This is a genomic window from Pseudomonas sp. GM30 (assembly GCF_000282275.2).
GTDB lineage: Bacteria > Pseudomonadota > Gammaproteobacteria > Pseudomonadales > Pseudomonadaceae > Aquipseudomonas.
In genome coordinates, this window is record NZ_AKJP02000006.1 from 67079 (window position 1) to 88607 (window position 21529).

Annotated in this window: 25 protein-coding genes; 13 read left to right on the forward strand and 12 right to left on the reverse strand. The window is 62.4% G+C overall.

The genetic code is table 11. From position 1 onward, the window contains the following. Positions 1-67 precede the first annotated feature (67 nt). The 5 genes from PMI25_RS04945 to PMI25_RS04965 all read right to left on the reverse strand — a co-directional run bounded on the left by PMI25_RS04945 (position 68) and on the right by PMI25_RS04965 (position 4237). Positions 68-766, reverse strand: a complete 699-nt coding sequence (locus tag PMI25_RS04945; RefSeq protein WP_007966125.1) for an OmpW/AlkL family protein — start codon at positions 764-766, stop codon at positions 68-70. Between the two features lie 222 nt (positions 767-988). Beyond that, positions 989-1507: a DUF3299 domain-containing protein gene (locus tag PMI25_RS04950; protein ID WP_007966123.1), complete on the reverse strand. Its 519-nt coding sequence runs from the start codon at positions 1505-1507 to the stop codon at positions 989-991. Positions 1508-1518: 11 nt separating this feature from the next. Beyond that, the gene (locus PMI25_RS04955; protein WP_007966122.1) at positions 1519-2784 is read right to left on the reverse strand and encodes an ABC transporter permease; all 1266 of its coding nucleotides are present in this window, start codon (positions 2782-2784) and stop codon (positions 1519-1521) included. A 1-nt stretch (position 2785) separates the two neighbouring features. Next, entirely contained in the window at positions 2786-3496 is a 711-nt protein-coding gene (locus PMI25_RS04960; RefSeq protein WP_007966120.1) for an ABC transporter ATP-binding protein, read from the reverse strand. Between the two features lie 138 nt (positions 3497-3634). Next, complete coding sequence (locus tag PMI25_RS04965) at positions 3635-4237, reverse strand: DUF2796 domain-containing protein (protein ID WP_007966118.1); 603 nt, start codon at positions 4235-4237, stop codon at positions 3635-3637. A gap of 135 nt (positions 4238-4372) precedes the next feature. On the opposite strand from PMI25_RS04965, the gene PMI25_RS04970 reads away from it, so the two are divergent. Beyond that, positions 4373-4732 (forward strand): hypothetical protein, encoded by a 360-nt coding sequence (locus tag PMI25_RS04970; protein WP_007966115.1) that lies wholly within the window; start codon positions 4373-4375, stop codon positions 4730-4732. Positions 4733-4842: 110 nt separating this feature from the next. Here the strand turns inward: PMI25_RS04970 and trxA are convergent, their stop codons facing one another. The 3 genes from trxA to PMI25_RS04985 all read right to left on the reverse strand — a co-directional run bounded on the left by trxA (position 4843) and on the right by PMI25_RS04985 (position 7012). Continuing rightward, positions 4843-5715 carry a thioredoxin gene (gene trxA / locus PMI25_RS04975; RefSeq protein WP_007966113.1) on the reverse strand — a complete coding sequence of 291 codons (873 nt, stop codon included), beginning with the start codon at positions 5713-5715 and terminating at the stop codon, positions 4843-4845. A 179-nt stretch (positions 5716-5894) separates the two neighbouring features. Next, complete coding sequence (locus PMI25_RS04980) at positions 5895-6551, reverse strand: class I SAM-dependent methyltransferase (protein ID WP_007966110.1); 657 nt, start codon at positions 6549-6551, stop codon at positions 5895-5897. Continuing rightward, positions 6548-7012 carry a YbaY family lipoprotein gene (locus PMI25_RS04985; protein WP_007966108.1) on the reverse strand — a complete coding sequence of 155 codons (465 nt, stop codon included), beginning with the start codon at positions 7010-7012 and terminating at the stop codon, positions 6548-6550. Before PMI25_RS04985 ends, PMI25_RS04980 begins: the two co-directional genes overlap by 4 nt. Before the next feature lie 127 nt (positions 7013-7139). On the opposite strand from PMI25_RS04985, the gene nrdR reads away from it, so the two are divergent. The 12 genes from nrdR (at position 7140) to PMI25_RS05045 (ending at position 16121) form a co-directional block, all read left to right on the forward strand. Beyond that, positions 7140-7604 (forward strand): transcriptional regulator NrdR, encoded by a 465-nt coding sequence (gene nrdR / locus PMI25_RS04990; protein ID WP_003228656.1) that lies wholly within the window; start codon positions 7140-7142, stop codon positions 7602-7604. After that, on the forward strand, positions 7601-8734 hold the full coding sequence (gene ribD, locus PMI25_RS04995) for a bifunctional diaminohydroxyphosphoribosylaminopyrimidine deaminase/5-amino-6-(5-phosphoribosylamino)uracil reductase RibD (protein ID WP_007966106.1): 1134 nt from the start codon (positions 7601-7603) through the stop codon (positions 8732-8734). The genes nrdR and ribD overlap by 4 nt, the downstream gene beginning before the upstream one ends. A 47-nt stretch (positions 8735-8781) precedes the next feature. After that, entirely contained in the window at positions 8782-9447 is a 666-nt protein-coding gene (locus PMI25_RS05000) for a riboflavin synthase (protein ID WP_007966105.1), read from the forward strand. Between the two features lie 16 nt (positions 9448-9463). Next, the gene (gene ribBA, locus PMI25_RS05005; RefSeq protein ID WP_007966103.1) at positions 9464-10555 is read left to right on the forward strand and encodes a bifunctional 3,4-dihydroxy-2-butanone-4-phosphate synthase/GTP cyclohydrolase II; all 1092 of its coding nucleotides are present in this window, start codon (positions 9464-9466) and stop codon (positions 10553-10555) included. A gap of 247 nt (positions 10556-10802) precedes the next feature. Next, positions 10803-11279, forward strand: coding sequence for a 6,7-dimethyl-8-ribityllumazine synthase (gene ribH, locus PMI25_RS05010; RefSeq protein ID WP_003228649.1), 477 nt, complete (start codon positions 10803-10805; stop codon positions 11277-11279). Then, a complete protein-coding gene (gene nusB / locus PMI25_RS05015; RefSeq protein WP_007966101.1) occupies positions 11276-11776 on the forward strand; it encodes a transcription antitermination factor NusB in 501 nt (166 codons plus the stop codon). The genes ribH and nusB overlap by 4 nt, the downstream gene beginning before the upstream one ends. 18 nt (positions 11777-11794) lie before the next feature. Further along, positions 11795-12760 carry a thiamine-phosphate kinase gene (gene thiL / locus PMI25_RS05020; RefSeq protein ID WP_007966100.1) on the forward strand — a complete coding sequence of 322 codons (966 nt, stop codon included), beginning with the start codon at positions 11795-11797 and terminating at the stop codon, positions 12758-12760. Continuing rightward, on the forward strand, positions 12757-13260 hold the full coding sequence (locus PMI25_RS05025; RefSeq protein ID WP_007910933.1) for a phosphatidylglycerophosphatase A family protein: 504 nt from the start codon (positions 12757-12759) through the stop codon (positions 13258-13260). Before thiL ends, PMI25_RS05025 begins: the two co-directional genes overlap by 4 nt. Before the next feature lie 34 nt (positions 13261-13294). After that, on the forward strand, positions 13295-14032 hold the full coding sequence (locus tag PMI25_RS05030; protein WP_024164426.1) for a substrate-binding periplasmic protein: 738 nt from the start codon (positions 13295-13297) through the stop codon (positions 14030-14032). Between the two features lie 255 nt (positions 14033-14287). After that, positions 14288-14905, forward strand: a complete 618-nt coding sequence (gene ribA / locus PMI25_RS05035; RefSeq protein ID WP_007968177.1) for a GTP cyclohydrolase II — start codon at positions 14288-14290, stop codon at positions 14903-14905. Further along, positions 14902-15321 carry a hypothetical protein gene (locus PMI25_RS05040; RefSeq protein ID WP_007968175.1) on the forward strand — a complete coding sequence of 140 codons (420 nt, stop codon included), beginning with the start codon at positions 14902-14904 and terminating at the stop codon, positions 15319-15321. Before ribA ends, PMI25_RS05040 begins: the two co-directional genes overlap by 4 nt. After that, a complete protein-coding gene (locus PMI25_RS05045) occupies positions 15321-16121 on the forward strand; it encodes a cobalamin-binding protein (protein ID WP_007968173.1) in 801 nt (266 codons plus the stop codon). The genes PMI25_RS05040 and PMI25_RS05045 overlap by 1 nt, the downstream gene beginning before the upstream one ends. 151 nt (positions 16122-16272) lie before the next feature. On the opposite strand, the gene PMI25_RS05050 is transcribed toward PMI25_RS05045, so the two are convergent. From PMI25_RS05050 to PMI25_RS05065, 4 genes are all read right to left on the reverse strand, one after another. After that, entirely contained in the window at positions 16273-18156 is a 1884-nt protein-coding gene (locus tag PMI25_RS05050; RefSeq protein WP_007968170.1) for a TonB-dependent receptor domain-containing protein, read from the reverse strand. A 154-nt stretch (positions 18157-18310) separates the two neighbouring features. After that, the gene (dxs, locus tag PMI25_RS05055) at positions 18311-20209 is read right to left on the reverse strand and encodes a 1-deoxy-D-xylulose-5-phosphate synthase (RefSeq protein WP_007968169.1); all 1899 of its coding nucleotides are present in this window, start codon (positions 20207-20209) and stop codon (positions 18311-18313) included. Positions 20210-20300: 91 nt separating this feature from the next. Next, positions 20301-21188 (reverse strand): (2E,6E)-farnesyl diphosphate synthase, encoded by an 888-nt coding sequence (gene ispA / locus PMI25_RS05060; RefSeq protein ID WP_007968168.1) that lies wholly within the window; start codon positions 21186-21188, stop codon positions 20301-20303. Next, entirely contained in the window at positions 21185-21427 is a 243-nt protein-coding gene (locus PMI25_RS05065) for an exodeoxyribonuclease VII small subunit (RefSeq protein WP_003228627.1), read from the reverse strand. The genes ispA and PMI25_RS05065 overlap by 4 nt, the downstream gene beginning before the upstream one ends. Between the last annotated feature and the right edge of the window lie 102 nt (positions 21428-21529).

The window sequence follows — 21529 nt, forward strand, 5'->3', positions numbered from 1 at the left end:
CCAGCGGGAGCAAGCTCCCTCGCCACATTAGCCCGCATTCACCACCACGCGAATGTTCGACTGTTGCTTAGAACTTGTAGCCCAGACCCACCATGTACACAAACGGATCGACGTCGACATTCACCTTGGCACGGGTGCCCGGCGCCACCGCGTTGTTCTCGACAGTCGCGCGGGTGTCGATGTCGATGTAGCGCACCTGGGCGTTGAGCATGATGTTGTCGGTCAGCATGTAGTCGGCGCCGACCTGCCAGGCCAGGCCCCAGGAGTTTTTCGCCTTGAAGTTGCCGAAGCCGTTGGACTGCGCTTCGCTGCCGACGTGCTCGTCGTAGATCCAGGTGTAGTTGATGCCGCCGCCGATGTAAGGCTGGAATGGCGATTTCGCATCCAGCGGGTAGTACACGACGCTGAGGGTGGGCGGCAGGTGTTTCAGGGTGCCGAGTTTGCCGTTGGCGGCTGGCAGCGCGGTGCCTTTGATCTTCACGTCATGCTCAAACGGCGAGGCGGCCAGCAACTCGATACCGATGTTGTTGGTCAGCATGTAAGCGAAGTTCAGACCCAGTTGGGTGTCGCTGCTCATGGTCGCCTTGCCGCCCAGGTTGGTGCCGCTCAACGGACCCTGATCGACCTTGACGCTGGAGCTGTCGGCCTTCGGGTTGACGGTGATCGCACCGGCGCGAACGATGATGTCGCCGGCTTCGTGGGCGTGGGCGAGCGGGGCTGCGAGCGCGAATGCAAACAGCGAGGCGCTGAGCAAGGACTTGTTCATGGGGGCTCCCAAAGGACGTTAAAAATGTTTGATGTCCTATGGTACGAATCCGTCTGATACGGTCTTTTGACTCAGCTCAATGAAACAGTGAAGGGGCGGTTTTTTGTGGAACCTTGGCCGACCCCTTCGCGAGCAAGCTCGCTCTCACATTAGAGCTCGGTCAACTGTGGGAGCGAGCTTGCTCGCGAAGACAATGGGCCGAACAGTGCAGAACGACCGGACTTACTCCGGCAGCTCATACACATAAATCTTGTCCGCCGCCATCTGATACCCGGCATCCGCCAGTTCGCTGGTGGACGCCTTGACCTGCAACGGTCCCTCGACCCAGTACGGTTGATACAGCTCGTCGAGCTTCACCCCCAGCTCGCTTTTTACATGCACGATCTGATTCGACGGCGGTGGCGGCACGTGGATGCAGGCGCCGAAGTACGGCACCAGCAGGAAGTCGGTGGTGCGTCCTTCTTCGTTGACCTCCAGCGGCACAATGTAACCGGGCAGGCGGATGTTCTGGCCGTCCAGGCTCTGCACCACCGGCGCGTTGGGCATGTCCTGTTTCGCGGCGGGCGCCGATTCGGCCGAGAGCGCATCGCCCATCTTCGACATGTCGTGCAACGGCGTCATGTTCGGCACTTCCGGCGCGGCGTCCGGCGGGATCATCTCCGACCAGGTCAAGTCTTTCGGCGCCGCTGCCCACACGGGCAGGGCAACCAGCAACAGCAGCGCGAGTACGGCGCGGGGCATGGTGAACATCCTCATAAACGGATCGACAGGCCATCGGCCAATGATTGGCGATACGCGCGCCAGGCCGGCACGCTGCCCATCAGCAGCGCGGCCGCCAGAATGCCACCGAGCAGCGTCCATTCATACTCGCTCGGCCACGCCAGCGGCAGATACAAACCGTAATTGGCCTGCACATAACCCTGCGCGGCGGCGATGCCGATGTACAGCAAGGCCAGTCCTGCGATCACCCCGGTCAGCGCCAGCGCGAAAGCTTCCAGCACCAGCAGGCTTGCGATGTGCCACGGCCGCGCACCGACCGAACGCAGAATCGCCATCTCGCGACGGCGCTCGTTGAGGCTGGTGAGAATCGCCGTGAGCATGCCGATCAGCCCGGTCAGCACCACGAACAGCGAGACCACGAACAGCGCCTTTTCAGCGGTGCTCATCAGGCTCCACAACTCCTGCAACGCCACGCCCGGCAGGATCGCCAGCATTGGCTCGCCACGGAATTCGTTGATTTCGCGCTGCAGGGCGAAGGTGGAAATCTTGCTGTTGAGGCCAAGCATGAACGCGGTGATCGCCTGTGGCGTCAGGTCCATGTTGCGTGCCTGATCCGCGGTGATCCGCCCGTTGCCGCGCGCCGGCACACCGTTATGCCAGTCGATGTGAATCGCCTCCATACCGCCGAGGCTGATGTGCAGCGTGCGATCCACCGGGGTGCCGGTACGCTTGAGAATGCCGACCACGGTGAACGGTTTGTCGTCGTGCTTGACCAGACTGATCGCCGCCACGCCGTGGGCCAGCACCAGTTGGTCGCCGAGCTTGTAATGCAGCGCCTCGGCCACTTCGGCGCCGAGCACCACTTCGAACGGATCGGTGGCGAAGGCGCGGCCGTCGGCCAGTTGCAGATGCTGTTGGCGGCCGTACTGGTAATGCTCGAAATAGGCTTCGGTGGTGCCCATCACCCGGTAGCCGCGATGGGAGTCGCCGAGGGACATCGGAATCGCCCATTTCACTTTCGGGTTGCTGGCGAAATGTTCGAAGCTGTCCCAACGGATGTTGTTGGTCGCGTTGCCGATGCGGAACACCGAGTACAGCAGCAGGTTCACCGAGCCGGAGCGGGCGCCGACGATCAGGTCGGTGCCGCTGATGGTGCTGGCGAAACTGGCTTTGGCCTCGGTGCGCACGCGCTCGACGGCAAGCAACAGGCACACCGACAGGGCGATCGCGAACGCGGTGAGCAGGGCGGTAAAGCGGCGGTTGGCCAGGCTGGCCATGGCCAGACGAAACAGATACATCTCAGACCTCGGCAGACGTGGCGGCGCGATTGAGCTCGGCCAGGGACAGGTGACGGTCGAACAGCGGCGCCAGGCTCTGGTCGTGGCTGACGAACAACAGGCTCGATCCGGCTTCACGGCATTCGGCGAACAGCAGGCGAATGAAGTTTTCCCGGGCATCGTAATCCAGCGCCGAGGTCGGTTCGTCGGCGATCACCAGTTCCGGTTGGCCGATCAAGGCGCGCGCGGCGGCGACCCGTTGCTGCTGACCGATCGACAGCGAATCGGCGCGACGACCGAGGATGCTTTCGTCCTTCAGGCCCAGGTGGGCGAGCAGGGTGGCGGCGGCTTGGTCGACGCTGCCGTGCCGCTGTTTCGCCCGCTCTGCACGCAGCTTTGAAAAGTGGCAGGGCAACTCGACGTTCTCGCGTACCGAAAGAAACGGCAGCAGGTTGAATTGCTGGAAGATGTAGCCGGTGTGATCGACGCGAAAGCGGTCGCGGGCGCCGGCACCCAGTTCGGTCAGTTCCTGGCCGAGCAGGCGAATGCTGCCGCGCCCGGGTTTCTGCACGCCACCGAGCAGGCCAAGCAGGGTGGTCTTGCCACTGCCGCTCGGGCCTTTGAGGAACAGGGTTTCGCCCGGCTCCAGGCGAAACGCCGGGATGTCCAGCAGCGGCGGGTGACCGGGCCAGTTGAAGCCCAGGTCGGACAGTTCGATGAGTGCTTGGGTCATGGCACCAGTTTCATGGAGTGAACACATAACCCTGTGGGAGCGAGCTTGCTCGCGAATGCGGTGTGTCAGTCAACATAGATTTGGCTGATCCACCGCATTCGCGAGCAAGCTCGCTCCCACAGGGGATTTTCGGTGTGATCAGAAATTCAGGGACGCCGCCTTGGCGGTCACTTCCGTACCCTGCTGGCCGCTCGGGCCGATCAGTTGTACCTGAATTTTCTGAGTGGCCGGGAAGGTATTGAAGATGTTCGCCAGATCCAGGGTCTTCAAGGCGCCCGGGGTGGCGCAAGTGAATTGGTAGTGGGCGTGGATTTCGCTGTGATCGTGGTGATGCGCTTCACCGCCCTTGGCATCTTCGTCGTGGTCATCATCGTCATGGTCGTCGGCATCCGGCTTGTCGCCGAACAGCGGGCTTTGCAGTTCCTGGCTGGCCACTTTGCAACCGGCGGCGGCTGGCAGGCTGAACAGCGCCAGCGGGTTTTCGAGTTTGGTGCGCGCGGCCACGACTTTGGCTTTGTCGGTGTCGCTGGTGGCGGCGTGTTCGAAGCCCACCAGGTTCATTGCCGGGCTGTCCAGTTCCAGTTCCAGGGTCTGGCCGTCGAGCGCGGCGTTCAAACGACCGACGCCGTGTTCATGGGCGCCGAGGCTGCCGTGCTCATGGTCATGATCGTGCTCATCGGCAGCGTGGGCGATGGCCAGCGGCAACAGGGCAAACGGCAAAGCGAGCAGCAGACGACGCATGGCGGTCTCCGGAAAGTAAAGTGAAGAGTTTGTTATGTAATCTTATAACGAAAGTCCGCAGAGTTTGCCCGTGCGCTTGGCGTTGCACAAGTCCCGTGGGAGCATGCAGGTCAGAAATGTGCAGGAGCGAAGCAGATGTTGCGGATACGCGGAACCGTTGGCGCGATGCCGGTGGATTTGACGGTGGAGCTGGATGACAGCGATTGGGTGAAGCTCGGCGCAGCCCTTGGCGCGCAGCCGCAGGGCGATCAGCCTGAAATGGCAGTGAGCATGCCGGCAGCCAAACCGCTGAATCAGGACGAGGCGTTGTGGCAGGTGGCGAAAGATCTGTTGCGCAAGGCCGGGCAGCTCAGCGGGCCGGATTTGCTTGAACAGCTGGAAGGGCTGACCGGTAGCGCGGCGGCGGGCAAACGCCTGCTGGTGCGCCTGCGCCACAGTCCGGATGTAAAAGTGGTGAGTGGCGGGGATACGCCGCTTTACAGCTGGATCGAGTAAAACGAAAAAGATCGCAGCCTGCGATAGCTCCTACAGGTTCATCCGCAAAACATGGGTGAACCTGTAGGAGCTGCCGCAGGTTCGGGCCGCGATCGGACGATCTTTTGATCTTAATAAAGCGCAGCAAACACCTTACGGCGGTATGCCGTCACCAGGGGATGATCATTGCCCAGCAACTCGAACACCTGCAGCAAGGTCTTGTGCGGCAACCCTTCGCCGTAGCTGCGATTACGGATGAACAGCTTGAGCAAGGCCTCCAGCGCCGCTTCGTATTGCTGACGGGCCAGTTGCTGGATCGCCAGTTGATACACCGCTTCGTCGTCCTGCGGATTCTGCGCAAGACGCGCCTTGAGGTCGGCGGCATCCGGCAGGTCGCGGGCCAGACCGAGGAACTTGATCTGTGCCTTGGCGCCGGCCAGTGCGGCTTTGTGCTCATCACTCTTGACCGCGTCGAGCACGGTTTGCGCTTCGTCCAGTTCACCGCGCTCGGTCAGGCAGCGGGCATACAGAATCAGTGCCTTGGCGTTACTGTTGTCTTCGGTGAGCATCACCACCAGCGCCGCTTCGGCATCGGCGAAGCGTCCTTCATCGAACAGTGCCTGCGCCTGTTCGAACGGATCGGCGGCGGCTGGCGCCGGCATCTGCACATGCGGCTCAAGCAGGGCGCGCACCGCGGACTCCGGTTGCGCACCGGCAAAGCCGTCCACCGGTTGACCGTCCTTGAACAGCACCACGGTCGGCAGGCTGCGGATACCGAAGCGGGCCACAATGTCCTGCTCGATGTCGCAGTTGACCTTGGCCAGCAGCAGTTCGCCCTGATAGCTCTCGGCAATGCCTTGCAGCATCGGCATCAGCGCCTTGCACGGCGCACACCATTCGGCCCAGAAGTCCACCAGCACCGGTTTGTTGAAGGAAGCTTCGATCACCGACTGGTCGAAATCGGCAGTCGTGGCGTCGAAGATGTACGGCGTTTGCTGACTCATGGGGGATCTCGTCAAAGCGTGGATGGGGCAACTATACGGCTTGGCGGGGGGTGGCCGGAAGCGGGGGCAGGTTTAGAGAGGTGTTGCCTTATAGGACGCCTTCGCGAGCAAGCTCGCTCCCACATTGAATTTATGACATTCACAAAACCCGTGTGGGAACGAGTTTGCTCGCGAAGCTTTTAGTCACGCCGCGCATGGTAAAGACTGACATGTCTGAACTCTTCCGGCTCCGCCAGATCCGGCAAGGTCATCGCCTCAAACATTTCGATCCGCTCATACAACGGATGACGAAAATCCCGCACTCGCGAATCCGCCACCAGAGCCTCGCGGCCACGGCTGAGAAACGCATCCAGCAGCGGCAGGTTTTCGCGGTCGTACAACACGTCGGCGACCAGAATCAGATCGAACCGATCAGCCTCGGCAAAGAAGTCCGTCGAGTAACTCATCTGCACATTGTTGAGTTCGGCGTTCGCCCGGCACGCGGCAATCGCCAGCGGATCCAGATCACAGGCCACCACCTCCAGCGCCCCGGCCTTGACCGCAGCAATTGCGGCGATGCCGGAGCCGGCGCCGAAATCCAGCACCCGCTTGCTACGAACCCACTCGGGGAACTGCGCCAGATAGCGCGCCACCGCCAAACCGCTGGCCCAGCAGAAACTCCAATAGGGCGGTTCGTGGAGGATGCGCCGGGTTTCATCCGGGCTGAACTCACGATCCATGTTGTCGCCGTCGATCAGCCACAGCTGCAAATCGGTGCCCGGCAATGCGCAGGCCTTGAGCCGCGCATCACCAAGCAATTCACCTAACGCCAGTTGCAGGTCGAGCGGTGCCGTCATGGTGCTTTGACAAATTGCAGCTGGCCCAGCGCCTGAGTGTTCGGCTGGGTGATGGTTTGCGACGGCAGATGCAGGATCAACTGGCCCGACTGCGTGGCGCGTCCGCGCAGCTCGACCCGCGCGCCGGCCGGAAAGGCTTCCGGATTGAAGCGCAGGCGAAACGGCAGGATCTGGTTGTTGCCGATCAGGCTGGAACTGGCGAGCAGTTGTTGCGGGCGCGACTTGTCATCGATCACCAACAGCGCCAGTTCGACTTCGGCCCCGGCCGGCACGCCTTGCAGGGTGCCGCTCAGTTCGCGTTGATAGGCGGGCAGCGGGCCGAGGTCGGCTGCTTCTTTGGCTTTTTTCTGCGCCTGTTGTGGTGCAGGTCCCGGTGTCGGCGGTTGCGGCTTGGGCTTGTCGCTGCCGCAGGCTACCAGCAGGGCGAAAAGACTGAGCAAAACGAGCGGTCGTAGCGACATTGGCAGCTCCAGAAAATGAAATCCGTGGATCAAACGATCATGCCAGTCTGTATACCGCAAACCCTATGGCTTGTCTTGCCACCGGGATGCGCTACCATGGCCCTCCCTTTTTTTGTTGCCAGCCACCATGCACTGTCCCTTCTGCGGTGCCAACGACACCAAGGTCATCGACTCGCGTCTGGTCGCCGAGGGCGAACAGGTGCGCCGCCGGCGTGAATGCCTGGCCTGCGGCGAACGTTTCACGACATTCGAGACGGCCGAACTGGTGTTGCCGCGCCTGATCAAAACCGACGGCAGCCGCCAACCGTTCGACGAAGAAAAACTCCGCGCCGGTATGCAACGCGCCCTGGAGAAGCGTCCGGTGAGCGTCGAGCGCCTCGAATCCTCTCTGGTCCACATCAAGCACAAGCTGCGCGCCACCGGCGAGCGCGAGGTCAAATCCCTCGTGGTCGGTGAGCTGGTGATGGCCGAGCTGCAAAAGCTCGATGAGGTGGCCTACATCCGTTTCGCTTCGGTGTACCGGCGCTTCCAGGACCTCAACGAGTTCCGTGAAGAGATCGACCGCCTCGCCCGCGAACCGGTGAAAGAATGACCAGCACCGCCGAGCAGGCGATCCTCGACGCCCACTTCATGGCACGCGCGCTGGAACTGGCGCGCAAAGGCCACTACACCACCCATCCCAATCCACGGGTTGGCTGCGTGATCGTGCGTGACGGGCAGATTGTCGGCGAAGGCTTTCACGAGCGCGCCGGCGAACCCCACGCCGAAGTGCACGCCCTGCGCGCTGCCGGTGAACTGGCTCGGGGCGCCACGGCCTACGTGACCCTTGAACCGTGCAGCCACCATGGCCGCACGCCGCCGTGCGCCGATGCGCTGGTGAATGCCGGGGTTGCTCGGGTGGTCGCCGCGATGCGCGATCCGAATCCGCAGGTCGCCGGGCGTGGCTTGCAGCGTCTGGCTGATGCCGGCATCGCCACCGAAAGCGGCGTGCTGGAAGCCGAGGCGCGCCAGCTCAATCAAGGTTTCCTGAAACGCATGGAGCACGGCTTGCCGTTCGTGCGGGTCAAGTTGGCGATGAGTCTCGACGGGCGCACGGCGATGGAAAGTGGCGAGAGCCAGTGGATCACCGGCCCGGCCGCGCGTTCCGCCGTGCAGCGTTTGCGCGCGCAGGCGGCCGCGGTGCTGACCGGCGCCGACACCGTACTGGCCGACGGCGCGCGCCTGACCGTGCGCGCCGACGAACTGGGTCTGGATGCTGAACAAACCGCACTGGTCATGAGCCGTCCGCCGCTGCGGGTGCTGATCGACGGGCGCTTGCGAGTGCCGCTGGATGCGCCGTTCTTCAAGGCCGGCCCGGCGCTGGTCGCCACCTGCATGGCGGTCGAAGAGCAATACGCCAATGGCCCGGAGTGTCTGATCGTGCCGGGCGATGACGGTCAGGTCGATCTGCATCAACTGCTGATCGAGCTGGCCAACCGTGGCGTCAACGAAGTGCTGGTCGAGGCCGGCCCGCGTCTGGCCGGCGCGTTTGCCCGGCTCGGTCTGGTCGACGAGTTCGTGATCTTCATCGCCGGCAAGTTTCTCGGCTCCACGGCGCGGCCGCTGCTGGACTGGCCGCTGGCCTATATGAAGGACGCTCCCGAGCTGAAAATCACTGAAATCCGCGCGGTTGGCGATGACTGGCGAGTCACTGCGACGCCGGTCCTTTCGGCGAGCGTATAATTCCCGGCCATCGCCTTAGCGCTGGCTTCGTTCTCAAGGAGAACCCCATGTTTACCGGCATCATCGAATCCATCGGCAGTATCCGTGCACTGACCCCCAAGGGCGGTGATGTGCGGGTGCACGTCGAAACCGGCAAGCTCGACCTGAGCGACGTCAAACTCGGCGACAGCATCGCGGTCAACGGCGTGTGCCTGACGGCGGTTGAGCTGCCGGGCGACGGCTTTGCTGCCGACGTCAGCCGCGAAACCCTCGACTGCACCGCCATGAACGACCTGAAAAGCGGCAGCCCGGTCAATCTGGAAAAAGCCCTGACCCCGACCACCCGTCTCGGCGGGCATCTGGTCAGCGGTCACGTCGACGGTGTCGGCGAAATCGTCTCGCGCAGCGACAATGCCCGCGCCGTCGAATTTCGCATCCGCGCGCCGAAAGAACTGGCCAAGTACATCGCCCATAAAGGCTCGATCACTGTCGACGGCACCAGCCTGACCGTGAACGCGGTCGATGGCGCCGAATTCATGCTGACGATCATTCCGCACACCCTGAGCGAAACCATCATGGCCTCCTACAAGCCAGGTCGCCGGGTGAACCTGGAAGTCGACCTGCTGGCGCGTTATCTGGAGCGTCTGCTCCTCGGCGACAAGGCCGCAGAGCCGAGCGCTGGCGGCACGATCACTGAAAGCTTTCTGGCCGCCAACGGCTACCTCAAATCCTGACTGAAGGGGGTGCCTTGTGGCGCTCAATAGCATCGAAGAACTGGTTGAAGACATCCGCCAAGGCAAGATGGTCATCCTCATGGATGACGAAGACCGCGAGAACGAAGGCGACCTGATCATGGCCGCCGAATGCTGCAAGGCCGAGCACATCAACTTCATGGCCAAGCACGCCCGTGGCCTGATCTGCATGCCGATGAGCCGTGAGCGCTGCGAGCTGTTGAAACTGCCACTGATGGCGCCGCGCAACGGTTCCGGTTTCGGCACCAAGTTCACCGTGTCGATCGAAGCCGCCGAAGGCGTCACCACCGGCATCTCCGCTGCTGACCGTGCGCGCACCGTGCAAGCGGCTGCAGCCAAAGACGCCAAGGCTGAAGACATCGTCAGCCCGGGCCATATCTTCCCGCTGATGGCCCAGGCCGGCGGCACCCTGGCGCGCGCTGGTCATACTGAAGCGGCCTGCGACTTGGCGCGTATGGCCGGTTTCGAACCAAGCGGCGTGATCTGCGAAGTAATGAACGACGACGGCACCATGTCCCGTCGCGCCGAGCTGGAAGCGTTCGCCGCCGAACACAACATCAAGATCGGCACCATCGCCGACCTGATTCACTACCGGATGATCCACGAACGTACCGTTCAGCGGATTGCCGAACAGCCGCTGGACAGCGAACTGGGCCAATTCAACCTGGTGACCTATCGTGATTCGGTGGAAGGCGACGTGCACATGGCCCTCACTTTGGGCACCGTTTGCGCCGAAGAGCCGACCCTGGTTCGCGTGCACAACATGGACCCGCTGCGCGACCTGCTGATGGTCAAGCAACCGGGCCGCTGGAGCCTGCGCGCCGCGATGGCTGCGGTGGCCGAGGCCGGCAGCGGTGTCGTGCTGTTGCTCGGTCACCCGCTCGATGGCGACGTGTTGCTGGCGCACATCCGCGAAACCGCTGATCAGGCGGCGGTGAAAAAACCGACCACCTACAGCATCGTCGGTGCCGGCTCGCAGATCCTGCGTGACCTCGGCGTGCGCAAAATGCGCCTGATGTCTGCGCCAATGAAATTTAATGCGATATCCGGTTTCGATCTGGAAGTTGTAGAATACGTGCCCTCCGAATAAGACGCCGGGTTTTGGCCTCGTTGTTCGCTCAAGGCATATTTGATTTATTGTGGCGAGGGAGCTTGCTCCCGCTGGGCTGCGCAGCGGCCCCTCTTGTGGGCGCTGCGCACCCAAGCGGGAGCAAGCTCCCTCGCCACAAAGATGTGCAAGTGAACACCGAGTGCGATTTCCGACGCTGTATTCGCGGTTCAAATATCACTGAGGGATGCGTACGAAACGCGTCCCGGCTCTTTAAGAGATCTGACGAATGACCCTGAAGACCATCGAAGGTACCTTCATCGCCCCTAAAGGCCGCTACGCTCTGGTAGTAGGCCGTTTCAACAGCTTCGTGGTTGAAAGCCTGGTCAGCGGTGCAGTTGATGCCCTGGTTCGCCACGGCGTGAGCGAAAGCGACATCACCATCATCCGCGCACCTGGCGCCTTCGAAATCCCGCTGGTTGCGCAGAAAGTCGCCCAGAAAGGCGAGTTCGCAGCCATCATCGCCCTCGGCGCGGTCATTCGTGGTGGCACTCCGCACTTCGAATACGTGGCTGGCGAGTGCACCAAGGGCCTGGCCCAGGTCTCCATGGAATTCGGCGTACCGGTCGCGTTCGGCGTCCTGACCGTTGACTCCATCGAGCAAGCCATCGAACGTTCCGGCACCAAGGCCGGCAACAAAGGTGCTGAAGCTGCCCTGTCCGCTCTGGAAATGGTCAGCCTGCTGGCGCAGTTGGAGGCCAAGTGATTAGCGACGATAGCGATCGTTTCAACCCGCGCGATCCGAAACCTGCGGATGCCGGCAAGCCATCGAAAAGCGCCAAGCGTCGCGAAGCCCGTCAGCTCGCCACTCAAGCGCTGTACCAGTGGCACATGGCCAAGGCTTCGCTGAACGAGATCGAAGCGCAGTTTCGCGTTGATAACGATTTCACCGATGTCGATGGCGCCTACTTCCGCGAAATCCTGCACGGGGTTCCGCAGTTCAAGACTGAAATCGACACCGCGCTCAAGCCTTGCCTGGACATCGAAATCGAAGAGCTGGACCCGGTTGAACTGGCGGTTCTGCGCCTGTCCACCTGGGAACTGCTCAAGCGTGTCGACGTGCCGTACCGCGTGGTGATCAACGAAGGTATCGAACTGGCCAAAGTCTTCGGTTCGACCGACGGCCACAAGTTCGTCAACGGCGTACTCGACAAGCTGGCTCCGCGCCTGCGTGAAGCTGAAGTCAAGGCGTTCAAGCGCTGATCAGCGCTTGATATCGCAATGGGCGAGTTTGAGCTGATCCGCAATTTCTTCGCCGCCGCGCCTTGTGCGCAGGGCGGCGAGGGCGTTGCCCTGGGGATCGGCGATGACTGCGCCTTGCTGGCGGTTCCTCCCGGGGAACAGCTGGCGATTTCCACCGATACGCTGGTGGCCGGCGTGCATTTCGCCGATCCCTGCGATCCGTTTCTGCTCGGTCAGCGCTCGCTGGCCGTCGCGGTCAGCGACCTGGCCGCCATGGGCGCCACGCCCGTTGCCTTTACCCTTGCCCTGACTGTGCCGACGGTGACCGCCGATTGGCTGCAAGCCTATGCCCACGGTTTGAACCGCATGGCGCAGGGCTGCCGCGTCGCGCTGGTCGGCGGCGACACCACGCGCGGCCCGTTGAGCCTCACGGTGACGGTGTTCGGTCGGGTGCCGACCGGTCAGGCTCTGACCCGCAGTGGCGCGCAACCGGGCGATCTGCTCTGTGTCGGCGGCGAGCTGGGCAATGCCGCCGGGGCCTTGCCGCTGGTGCTTGGCCAGCGTGAAGCCGATCCGCAGATCGCCCAACCGTTGCTCGATCATTACTGGTCGCCTCAGCCGCAACTGGCCCTCGGTCAGGCGCTGCGTGGCAAGGCCACTGCGGCGCTGGACATCTCCGATGGCCTGCTGGCCGATTGCGGGCATATCGCCATGGCCTCGCAGGTTCGCCTCGAAGTTGAACGTGAGCGTGTACCGTTGTCCGATGCTTTAGTGGCGTTTCTCGGCCAGCGCGGTGCCGAGCGGGCGGCGTTGAGCGGCGGCGATGATTATGTGCTGGCGTTCACGCTACCGTCCGTCGAGTTGCCGGCGCTGCTGGCCGATGGTTGGCCGATCCATGTGATCGGGCGTGTGGCGCAGGGCCAGGGTGTGGTGCTGCTGGATCGCGAAGGACACGACATCACCCCGCAAAGCCGGGGTTATCAACATTTTCAGGAGACACCGTGACAGATCACCCCAAGCAGGTTCCGGCCGAATTCGTTCCGCCGTCGGTCTGGCGCAATCCCTGGCATTTCCTCGCATTCGGCTTCGGTTCCGGCACCTTGCCGAAAGCGCCGGGCACGTGGGGTTCGTTAGTTGCGCTACCCTTTATCCCGTTGTGGCAGATGTTGCCCGACTGGGGTTACTGGCTGATGCTCGGAATCACCATGCTGTTCGGCTTCTGGCTGTGCGGCAAGGTCGCCGACGATCTGCGGGTGCACGACCACGAGGGCATCGTCTGGGACGAAATGGTCGGGATGTGGATCACCCTGTGGCTGGTGCCGGAAGGCTGGTACTGGTTGCTCGCGGGGTTTCTGGTGTTCCGCTTCTTCGACATTCTCAAACCGTGGCCGATCCGCTGGATTGACCGGCATGTCCACGGTGGCGTCGGCATCATGCTCGACGACGTGCTGGCCGGTGTGTTCGCCTGGCTGGCGATGCAGGGGCTGGTGTGGATTTTCGCCTGACCCGGATCGTCAGGGTTAAGTGAGGAGACTAAGGATGGCTCGACGCTGGCTGGCGCTGGTGTTTCTGACCCTGCTGGGCACTGTCGCCAGTGCGCAGGAAGTTACGTCGACGCCCGCGGTCATCCATCTGGCCAGCGAGGACTGGGAAGACTACACCGCCGCCGACGGCCATGGCCTGGGCTGGGACGTGCTGCGCAAGGTGTTCGAGCCGGCCGGGGTGAAACTCGACATCCGCACCGAGCCTTACACGCGCTCCGTGGGGCTGGCCGAGCGCGGCGAAGTCGATGCCTGCGTCGGCTCGTACAAAAACGAGGCCAGCGAACTGCTATACCCGCGCTGGAACTTCGACACCGATCACATCTATGCCCTGGGGCTGGCGAGCAATCCGCCACCGACCCCGGAAACCCTCGGCAGCTATCGTCTGGCCTGGGTGCGCGGTTATGACTATCAGGATTATTTGCCCAATGTGCGCAACTACAATGAAGTCGTGCGGCGCACCGGGATCCTCTCGATGCTCACCCACAACCGCGCCGACTATTACATCGATGCTTTGACCGAAATCGATTACGTGGTCGGCCGGGCCAAGGATCCTGCGCAGTTTCGCAAGACCCACATCGCCGAATTGCCGCTGTACCTGTGCTTCGCCAACACGCCGCAAGCGCGCACGCTGATGGCGCTGTTCGACCGGCGCATGGAGCAGTTGGTGAAGAGCGGCGAGCTGAAGCCGATTTTCGAGCAGTGGCAGCAGCCGTATCCGTTTGATACGCCCTGATTGCGAATCTTGTGCCCGACACTGCCCCCCCTGTGGGAGCGAGCCTGCTCGCGAAAGCGCTGGGTCAGGCAACACAGAGATTGAATCTGCCGACGCCTTCGCGAGCAGGCTCGCTCCCACAGGGATCTGCAATAGCCGGGTGTTATCAAACTTTTTGATCGTTATGCCCGACAATTCAGCCTAAGCGTCTGCAGGAACCTGCTGTTACAATGCCGGCCTGCGAATCTTCAGACTTTTTAGATCAGGAGCACACCGGTGCCTGTCGTTTTTGTCGCCGCTTCCAAGCTGCCAACGCCTTTTGCGCAATTCACCATGCACGGTTTTCTCGATGAAGCCACCGGCCGCGAGCACGTTGTGCTGAGCCTCGGTGAAATTGACGACGGTGCGCCGGTCCTCGGCCGGTTGCACTCCGAGTGCCTGACCGGTGACGCCCTGTTCAGCCAGCGCTGCGACTGCGGTTCGCAACTCGAAGCGGCGCTCAAGGCCATCGCCCGTGAAGGCCGTGGTGTGCTGCTGTACCTGCGTCAGGAAGGTCGCGGCATCGGCCTGCTGAACAAGATCCGTGCCTACGAGTTGCAGGACGGCGGCGCCGACACCGTTGAGGCCAACGAGCGTCTGGGCTTTGCCGCCGATCAGCGTGACTACGCCATGTGCCTGCCGATGCTCGAGCATCTGGGCGTGAAGTCGCTGCGTCTGATGACCAACAACCCGCGCAAGGTCAAAGCCCTGACCGACATGAACATCGTCGTCGCCGAGCGCGTGCCGCTGCACACCGGCCACAACCCGCACAACAAACTGTACCTGGCGACCAAGGCCAGCAAGCTCGACCACATGATGGGTAACGAGCATCAGGGCGAGGTCGACCGCGCGTGACCCGCGGTCAGGTGCGTCGCCGTCTGGCGGTCGACTGGTGGAAGTATCTGGCGTTGGCGCTGCTGCCGCTGTTCGTGCTCAACGCACTGTTCGGCCAATATGAAGCGTTTCTGCCGGTACTGACCATGCCGATGTTCATTGCCGGCGTGGCCTCGATGTTTGTCAGCCTGAAGTTTTTCGGTGGCTACAAACACGCCCTGATCGCCACCCAGAAAGCCCTCGATACGCCTGCCGAACCGGCGGCCTGGATCGCGCTGGCGGCCCGTCGTCGTGTCGCGTTCCTCGCAGCATCGCTTCCGGCGTGGATCGGTGCGCTGGCGGTGTTTGTCGGCCTCGAGGCCGTACCGCTGATGCTGCTGGCGCTGTCCACGGCCGTGCTGTTCTACCTCTACCGTATTCCGCGTCAACTCGGCTGATGCGCCGTCTGTGGCTGGCGGTTCTGCTGCTGGCCTGCGCCGGCCCGGTGCTGGCGAGTCTGCGAGTGGTCAGTCTCGCGCCTTCTCTGTCTGAAATCGTTGTTGAGCTTGATTCGGCCGATCTGCTGGTGGGCGTGCTCGATGCTGGCGAGCGTCCGGCGGCGCTCAAGGATGTCCCGTCAGTGGGCCGCTATGGTCAGTTGGACATGGAGCGTCTGCTTAGTTTGAAGCCCGATTTGCTGCTGTTGTGGCCCGGCAGTGTCGGCCCGGCGCAACGCGATCAACTCAAACGCCTGAACATCCCGACATTCGTTGCTGAACCGCGCAGTCTCGAACAACTCTCTGCACAGATCGAAGCCATCGCCGCACGACTCGATCGGCCTGAGCGCGGGGTGAAACTGGCGGCGGATTTGCGCAAAAAACTCGATGACCTGCGCCAGCGCTATCGCCGGGACACGCCTCTGACAGTGTTCTATCAGGTCTGGGACAAGCCGCTATACACCGTCGGTGGCGGACAGATCATCAGCGATGCGCTTGAGGTGTGTGGCGCACGAAATGTGTTTGCCGATCTGAGTCTGCCGGCGCCGCAGGTGAGTATCGAGGCGGTGTTGCAGCGTGATCCGCAGGTGATTCTTGCCGGTGAGCAGGCCCAGCTCGATGCGTGGAAAGCCTGGCCGCAGGTTGATGCGGTGAGGAGAGGGCAGTTGCTGTTGGTCACGGATAAAGGCCTGGAACGCCCAAGCGGGCAAATGATCGAGGCCACCGCCAAACTCTGCCAACTCATCCAGCCCCACCAATAACCTGTGGTGAGGGGATTTATCCCCGATGGGCTGCGAAGCTGCCCTAAATCAGCGGGCGCGATCTTTCAGATGTAACTTGCACAAAGGATTTACGACTGCTTCGCAGTCGATCGGGGATAAATCCCCTCGCCACAGTTGATTGAGGTTTACCTTAGAGCCCCGGGGTCCAGGTGACGCCAAACATCCACGCACGACCTTCCTCGCGATAGCCATACTGGCTGCCGTCATAGCTGTACAACGCACGGCTGTAACCCTTGTCCAGCAGGTTATCGACCTTCAGATCCAGTTTGATCTCGCGGTTCAGCGCCCAGCTGCTGCGCAGTCCAAGTGTGCCGTAGCCACCCAACGGCTGGGTGTTGTTCAGATCGTCGTAACTGCCGCTGACCAACTGCCAACTGGCCCCAAGCCCCAAACGATCGAACTGGCGATCCAGATCCCAACTGGCAGTACGCCGCGCACGACGGGCCAACGTGTGCCCGGTATCGCGATCACGCGGGTCGATAATTGCCACGCCAAGGTTGCTCTGCCAACCGAACAGGTCCTGCTTCAGCGCCGCTTCAAAACCATTGATCCGTGCCGAAGCCACGTTCTCCGGGCGTGAGTTGCTGCCGAAGATGATCGCGTCTTCCAGGTCAGTGCGGTAAATCGACGCTTCCAGGCGGCTGCTATCGCTCAACTGACTGCGCCATTGCAGCTCATAGCTTTTCGAGGTTTCCGGTTTCAGATCCGGGTTACTGAAATCCGGGTAGTACAGGTCGTTGAAGGTCGGCGCGCGAAAGCCTTCGCTGTAGCTCAGCAACAGATCGTTGTCCGGGTTCAGCGGCAAGGTGAAGGTGCCGCTCCAGGTGTTCTGGCTGCCGAACTGCTGGTTGTCGTCGTGACGCAGACCCAGTTCCGTGGAGAAACCGTCGGCCTGATAACGATGCTGGATGAACGCGGCGCGGTTCCAGCGGCTGTCTTCGTTGAATGCGGTGCTGCTGTTGACCCGGTCTTCATACCAGTCGCCGCCGAGGATCAGGCTGTTGCGCGTATCCAGGGTCAAATCGTTCTGCCAGGTCAGCGAGTCACGATAGGTGTTGAACACCGTGCGTTCGTCGCTGAGTTTGTCGAAGGTTTTCTCGCGGTTCTCGGTGTGGCCGAACTCGACGCGGGTTTTCCAGATATCGTTGACCCGGGCATCGACGTAGCTGCTGACACTGCTGACGTTGAAGTCGCTGTAAGGCTGTTGCTGCACCGAATCGAAAGTGGTCGGGTCGAAACGGCCGAACGGGTTATCGAACTCGCTTTTGCCACGGTTATCCAGCAGGTTGGCGCCGACTTCGATGTCATCGGTCAGCGCATGGCTGAGGCTCAGACTGACGGATTTATTGCGATAGGCATCGTGATCGCTGTCGCTCGGGTACGACTCGTGGGTACGGTCGATACCGGCGGTGTCATCGATGCTGGCGCCGAGGTTGAAGCGGGTTTTGTCATCGCCGCCGGAAAGGCCGAAGCTGCGTTCCCAGGTCTGGTTACTGCCGAAACCGACATGCAGGCGTGGTTGCAGGCCTTGCTCGTTACCGCGCCGGGTGAAGATCTGAATCACCCCGCCAATCGCGTCGCTGCCGTAAATCACAGAGCGCGACCCGCGCAGCACTTCGACGCGTTCGATCTGGTCGATGTTCAGGTGCTGCAGGTTGCTGTCGCCGGAGGTCGAACTGCCGATGCGCTGGCCATCGACCAGCACCAGACTCTGCGCTGACTGCGTGCCGCGAATGTAGATCCCCGGCAGACTGCCGCGCCCACCGGCCTGCGCCACTTGCACGCCCGGCACCCGTTGCAGCAGATCAGTGACGCTGCCCGGTTGCAGGCGGTCGATGTCTTCGCGGGTGAATACAGTGTTGGCGGCGCTGCTGTCGTTGCGCGCTTCGACCTGACGGTTGGCGCTGATCAGCGTGTCCGGCAGTTTCAGGGCTTCGTCGCGTTCGAAGGTGTCGGCGAGGGCGCTGGCGGCTGGCAGCAGGAGGAGGGGCAGGGCGAGGCGCGAGAGGTTCATCGGTATTCCGTTGGTATTTCTGGTGTGCACAAAATTTCTAGCGACACAAAACACTGTGGGAGCGGGCTTGCCCGCGATGGCGTCGGTACATCCAACATCAATGTTGACTGTGCCGACCTCATCGCGGGCAAGCCCGCTCCCACAGGGATGGTGATTACTTGTTAAGCAGAGTCAGGCGCTCACACACCGCCGCTTCGATTCCCGCTTCATCCAGCCCGCACTCGGCCAGCATCTGCGCCGGTTTGGCGTGCTCGACGTAAATGTCCGGCAAGCCCAGGTGCAGCATCGACTTGAGGATGTTTTCCCGTGCCAGGAATTCGCTGACCGCGCCACCGGCGCCGCCCATGATCGCGTTCTCTTCGATGGTCACCAGCAACTCGTGGCTACCGGCGATCTCGCGTACCAGCGCTTCATCCAGCGGCTTGACGAAGCGCATGTCGACCACGGTCGCATCCAGCTTCTCGGCGACTTTCAACGCTTCGCTCAGTTGCACGCCAAACACCAGCAGGGCGACGTTGCTGCCCTGACGACGAACGATGCCCTTGCCGATCTCGATCGGCTCGAGATCCTTGTCGATGGTCGCGTTCGGACCGGTGCCGCGCGGGTAGCGCACCGCCGCCGGGCCGTTGTACAGGTGGCCGGTGGTGAGCATTTTGCGCAATTCGTTTTCATCGCTCGGGGTCATGATGACCATGCCCGGAATGCAGCGCAGGTACGAGAGGTCGAAGCTGCCGGCGTGAGTCGGGCCGTCTTCGCCCACCAGACCGGCGCGGTCGATGGCGAACAGCACGTCGAGGTTCTGCACCGCCACGTCATGCACCAACTGGTCGTAGCCGCGTTGCAGGAACGTCGAGTAGATCGCCACCACCGGTTTGGCGCCTTCGCAGGCCATGCCGGCGGCGAACGTCACGGCGTGCTGCTCGGCAATCGCCACGTCAAAGTAGCGCAGCGGGAAGCGTTCGCTGAACGCCACCAGGTCCGAGCCTTCCTTCATCGCCGGGGTGATGCCTACCAAGCGCGGGTCTGCTGCCGCCATGTCGCACAGCCATTCGCCGAACACTGCCGAATACTTCGGCCCGCCGGCCTTTTTCGGCGCGGCGGCCGGGGCATCGACCGGTTCGAGTTTGGTGATGGCGTGGTAACCGATCGGGTCGACTTCCGCCGGAGCGAAGCCTTTGCCTTTCTTGGTGACGATGTGCAGAAACTGCGGGCCTTTCAGATCGCGCATGTTGCGCAGGGTGGCGATCAGGGTCGGCAGGTCGTGGCCGTCGATCGGGCCGATGTAGTTCCAGCCCAGTTCTTCGAACAGGGTGCCGGGCACCAGCATGCCTTTGGCATATTCTTCGGTGCGACGGGCGATTTCCCAGGCGCCGGGCAGGCGCGACAGGACTTTCTTGCTGCCTTCACGCATGCTCGCGTAAGTGCGGCTGGAAAGGATCTTCGCCAGATAATTGGACAGGCCACCGACGTTGCGCGAGATCGACATGTCGTTGTCGTTGAGGATCACCAGCATGTTGGCGTTGACTTCCGGCGCGTGGTTCAGCGCCTCGAAGGCCATACCGGCGGTCAGCGCGCCGTCACCGATCACCGCAATCGCCTTGCGATCGCTGTTTTGCAGGCGGGCGGCAATCGCCATGCCCAGTGCTGCGCTGATCGAGGTGCTGGAGTGGCCGACGCCAAAGGTGTCGTACTCGCTCTCGGCGCGACGCGGGAAGGCGGCAATGCCGTCCTTCTGGCGCAGTGTTTCCATGCGCTGGCGACGACCGGTGAGGATTTTGTGCGGATACGCCTGATGACCGACGTCCCACACCAGCCGGTCATCCGGGGTGTCGAAGACGTAATGCAACGCGATGGTCAGCTCGATGACGCCCAGGCCGGCACCGAAATGCCCACCGGTCTGACCGACCGTGTAGAGCAATTCCAGGCGCAACTCATCGGCCAGGGTTTCCAGCTCGGCTTCGCCTAACCGGCGCAGGCCGTCCGGCGTATTCGCGCGGTCGAGCAGGGGCGTGGTCGGGCGCTTGCGGGGAATCTCATGAAACGTCGTGGGCATCAGGCGAATCGTTATAGGTATAAAAGATGCGGCAGTTTACCTGATGCATCGCCCCCTGCCCACGCGTTGGTCTTTTTTGGCAGGTTGGCGTTCAGTTGCGCCGCTCGACGATATACCGGGCCAGGTCGCGCAAAGGCTCGGCTGCCGCGTCAAACGGTCGCAGCGCGTGCAGCGCCTGATCGCGCAGTTCCAGAGCGTAGACCTTGGCCGCGTCCAGTCCCAGCAGGGCCGGGTAGGTCGGTTTGTCGCGAGCGATGTCGGCGCCCTGGCGTTTACCGAGGGTTTCGGTATCGCTTTCGACGTCGAGAATGTCGTCCTGCACCTGAAAGGCCAGACCGATGGCCTGTGCATAAGTCTGCAGGGCCTTGAGTTCATCCTGCTCGGCACGGCCGCTGGCCAGGGCGCCAAGCTTGACGCTGACTTCGATCAGCGCGCCGGTCTTGTGCCGGTGCATCTGCTCCAACGCTTGCTGGTCCAGCTTCAGGCCGACCGAGCCGAGGTCGATGGCTTGACCGCCGACCATGCCTGCCGGGCCCGCCGCGTGCGCCAGCGCCGTGACTTGCTGCAGACGGATATCAGCGTCCAGATTGCTCAGGCGCGGGTCGAGCAGGGCGCTGAAGGCCAGACTCTGCAAGCCGTCACCGGCGAGAATCGCGCAGGCTTCGTCGAATTTCTTGTGGGTGGTGGGCTGGCCGCGACGCAGATCGTCGTCGTCCATCGCCGGCAAATCGTCGTGCACCAGAGAATAAGCGTGGATCAGCTCAACCGCGCAGGCCGCGCCGTTGGCTTGCTCAGCCTTGCCGCCCAGCGCTTCGCATGCGGCGTAGGCCAGCAGCGGACGCACGCGCTTGCCGCCGATCATCACGCTGTAGTGCATTGCCTCATACAGGCGCGACAGCTCCGGCAGTGGGGCCTTGAAGAGGATTTCCAGTGCCGCATTGACCCGCGCCTGGCTGGTCGCCGAATACGCTGCAATCATTCTGGCTGTTCCGCGTCGAAGGGTTCCTCGGCGAGTTCGCCATCGCGCTCCAGCAGCACTTGCACCTTCTGCTCGGCCTGGGCCAGCGCCGCCTGGCAGTCACGGGTCAGACCGATGCCCTGCTCGAAAGCGGTCAGCGAGTCTTCCAGCGACAATTCACCGTTCTCCAGACGCTCGACCAGTGTTTGCAGGTCGGCGAGGGACTGTTCGAAATCCAGTGCAGCTTTTTTGCGGGCCATGGCGGCGATTTCCGGTTGACGTTAAACCGGCGCGACACTAGCAGATAGGGGGTTTATGGGCAAATGAGCGGGGCTTTCGCGAGCCCTCGCCACAGGGGCAGC